This is a genomic window from Acinetobacter sp. YH12227 (assembly GCF_013417785.1).
Taxonomy (GTDB): domain Bacteria; phylum Pseudomonadota; class Gammaproteobacteria; order Pseudomonadales; family Moraxellaceae; genus Acinetobacter; species Acinetobacter gandensis.
This window is the reverse complement of sequence record NZ_VPDH01000146.1, coordinates 1-2,814: the sequence shown is the minus strand read 5'-3', so window position 1 is coordinate 2,814 and position 2,814 is coordinate 1. Positions and strand designations below refer to the sequence as shown.

3 protein-coding genes are annotated in these 2,814 nt (G+C 38.1%); all 3 read right to left on the bottom strand.

Going from position 1 to position 2,814, the window contains the following annotated elements; translation table 11 throughout:
• Positions 1-353: 353 nt before the first annotated feature.
• The 3 genes from FTV09_RS17415 to FTV09_RS17405 all read right to left on the bottom strand — a co-directional run bounded on the left by FTV09_RS17415 (position 354) and on the right by FTV09_RS17405 (position 2,703).
• Positions 354-1,364 carry a formamidase gene (locus tag FTV09_RS17415; RefSeq protein WP_004756684.1) on the bottom strand — a complete coding sequence of 337 codons (1,011 nt, stop codon included), beginning with the start codon at positions 1,362-1,364 and terminating at the stop codon, positions 354-356.
• 255 nt (positions 1,365-1,619) lie between these two features.
• Positions 1,620-2,420 carry a hypothetical protein gene (locus tag FTV09_RS17410; protein WP_004756685.1) on the bottom strand — a complete coding sequence of 267 codons (801 nt, stop codon included), beginning with the start codon at positions 2,418-2,420 and terminating at the stop codon, positions 1,620-1,622.
• Between the two features lie 64 nt (positions 2,421-2,484).
• Positions 2,485-2,703, bottom strand: coding sequence for a TonB-dependent receptor (locus tag FTV09_RS17405; protein ID WP_228127126.1), 219 nt, complete (start codon positions 2,701-2,703; stop codon positions 2,485-2,487).
• Positions 2,704-2,814 lie beyond the last annotated feature (111 nt).

The window sequence follows — 2,814 nt, the reverse complement described above, 5'->3', positions numbered from 1 at the left end:
ATAATCATCGAAGAATTCAAAAGGGTTTGGGTTTTAAGACACCAAATCAAATGGCCGAAGACTTTTATAAGTTGGCTGCCTAGAATCTCCCAAGGGAAAGTCTCCTGATAATTCAGCGTATATCATTAACCGCAAAGTTGAGGTCTTCCTTAGATTGTGATGGATAAACCTAGATGATTGGATGTATTTAGGTTTAGGGAATCTTAGATCAGCTTATGTATTTTTCATTGAAGAAAATAACAAGTCGAGTTGTTAATCCATTAGCATTGATTTTAAAACAAAACCCTCTCATCCAACACCATTTCTGATGCGATATAGAGAGGATTTGTTTTATCGTAGCGCTATGCTAAAAATTATTTTTTCGGCATAGGTCCAAGTTTTACGCCATCCGGATAATATTTCCAGCCATCACGAATTTTGATTTTGTCATCCCAAGGTAATTTATACTCTCCTTTGGCCAGATCTTCCACCCAAGTCAGGTAGTTGGCTTTTTCACCACCAGGTTTTCCGACATAAGCGCGGCAACCCAGATTGAAAATATTATTTTCAAGTGCCCAGTTCTCACGTGCCTGATCTACCAAACGTGGGAAAAGTTCTGCGGTCACAATTTCCCAGGGGTTACGATGGCCTTGCTGAATGACATTACCATCATAATTGCAGATAGTACCTTCACCGAAGTAATAGAATACATTGTCATAACCTGCGAGATTGACAGAGACAGTGTACATTAGGTTTTGCCAAGCATTGGTTCTATTGGTCCAGATCCACTGATCGTTGACTTGTGTAGAATAGCCGGAAATCCGAATATAGACATTACATCCTTTATAGGCTGCTTCACGGGCCAATTCTGGGAACATGCCGTCATGACAGATACATACTGCTAGTTTTGAACCTTTTGGTCCATCACATACCGGCATACCGTAATTGCCAGGAGACCACGGTTCAATCGGTACCCATGGTTGTAATTTGCGGTAATGTAATGCAATTTCCCCTAGATTATTGACAATAATGGCTGTGTTATAAGGTGCTTTGCTCGGATCTTCATTTTTTTCCATCAAGGAAAATACTGCCCATACATCATTTTTCTTACAGGCATCTTTGAATTGCTGGATTTCCGGGCTTTCGATGGTTAATAGCATTTCATCATAAGTCCAGATTGCCGTATTTAGGCCCTGAGTTGAATACTCTGGAAATACAATTAAGTCGAGATCTGGATAGCCTGCCTTGGTATTGGCCAGTGCTGTACAAATCCTGTCAACTTGCACTTGTATATCTTCAGGTCCCTTGATCACAGGTACTGGATATTGGATTGCTGCAACAAGTAGGGCCTCTTCTGAAGCACTTACACTTCCGGTACTCGCCATGAGAATTCTCCTGTTTTTGGTCTACACTTTTGAAATAAGGTGCGTTGTTTACCTATGCAGTTAAATTCTCATTTTTCTATTATTTTGATAATACGTAATATGACTTATATGGGTGAAAATTTAGTCTTATTATTTTTTAATTATTTCAAAGCATTGGGTGATAGAAAATCACTTAAGAAATACAAAAAAACTGCCCCAAAATGATTTTAGGGCAGGGTATTCGTGGGAAAAATTTAAAATTGACCAGAGCCAGATTTACAGCTCATTTGCCTCAAGACGACCATTTTTATTGGCATCAAAATGCTTGAACAATAGTTTTGCATAGGCATCTACATCTTTACTGCTGATGGTTGCCTTATTATTTGCAATGGCTTTGAATTGTTCGGTGAAAATAGTTTGATATTCTGCTTTTGCTTTTTGCAGATTTTCATCATAGCGTTGCATGAACTCTGTGACATATTCCTGTTCAGATAAAGTCAAATCGTGGTTTGCATCGGTATGGAAATATTGCTGATCGCGTTCTTTTAAATAATCGCCTAAAGTCACAAAACCTTTATCGCCACCATACATCTGGATAAATTCGGCAATACTATTTGCCATTGGCATAGCCAACGGTGTGGTAATACGTAAACCATCATGTGTACCTTGTGCAGCCGGTGCAAGTTTCTGGTCTTCGGCATTGATAATCCCATCCTGATTTTTATCAAATCCGCCAAATGTTTTTAACCCTGTTTCCTGAAACTCCTTCAGTGTGATTTTGTCATCTTTATCCTGATTAATCACACCAAAACGTACATGTGCCTGTTTTAAAGACATTTCACGACGTTGATCGATAATAGACTGTAATCGGGCATTTTCAAATGCTAGATACTGTTGTAAATCAACTTTACTATGTTGTTGAAATAATGGCTGATAATCTGCAACGAAGTTTTTAACAAAAGTGGCTTGGGTACTGTCCTTGAGTTCGCTATGACTTAAGCTATAAAAGCCCAGACTTTGTTTATAAAGATCAGGTTGGGGCGCAGCTGCAAAACTTATGCTAGTGCATAAAGTCAAAGTAATCAGTGCTGAAAGAGAACGTTTTTCATATCAAATGTTCCAGAAATATCAATAAGGATGTTTAAAATTTAAATTCAAGACTTGCAACGACATTACGGCCTGGCTCGGCAGCACGGTCAATTAACGTTGCCTGATCAGTACCTGATCCTATCAGTGTACCGACACTTGCATAGTTCCAATAGGTTTTATCAAACATATTGTTAAATGCCACATTCAGCTTGGTATATTTATTAATATTCCAATAGCCGGATAAATCAAAAATTGTCTTTGTACACGACAAAAAAAGATAACTCATTGAAATAATGGCATAATACTTGTTTTCTGACGACGAATATGATGACACATTTCAATGAGTTACATCTCATCTTAAACAAATATCTAAAGTGGAACA

What these genes read in the sequence shown, in the direction of transcription:
- FTV09_RS17415 (WP_004756684.1), bottom strand. Translation starts at nt 1,364, where the DNA reads ATGGCGAGTACCGGAAGTGTAAGTGCTTCAGAAGAGGCCCTACTTGTT.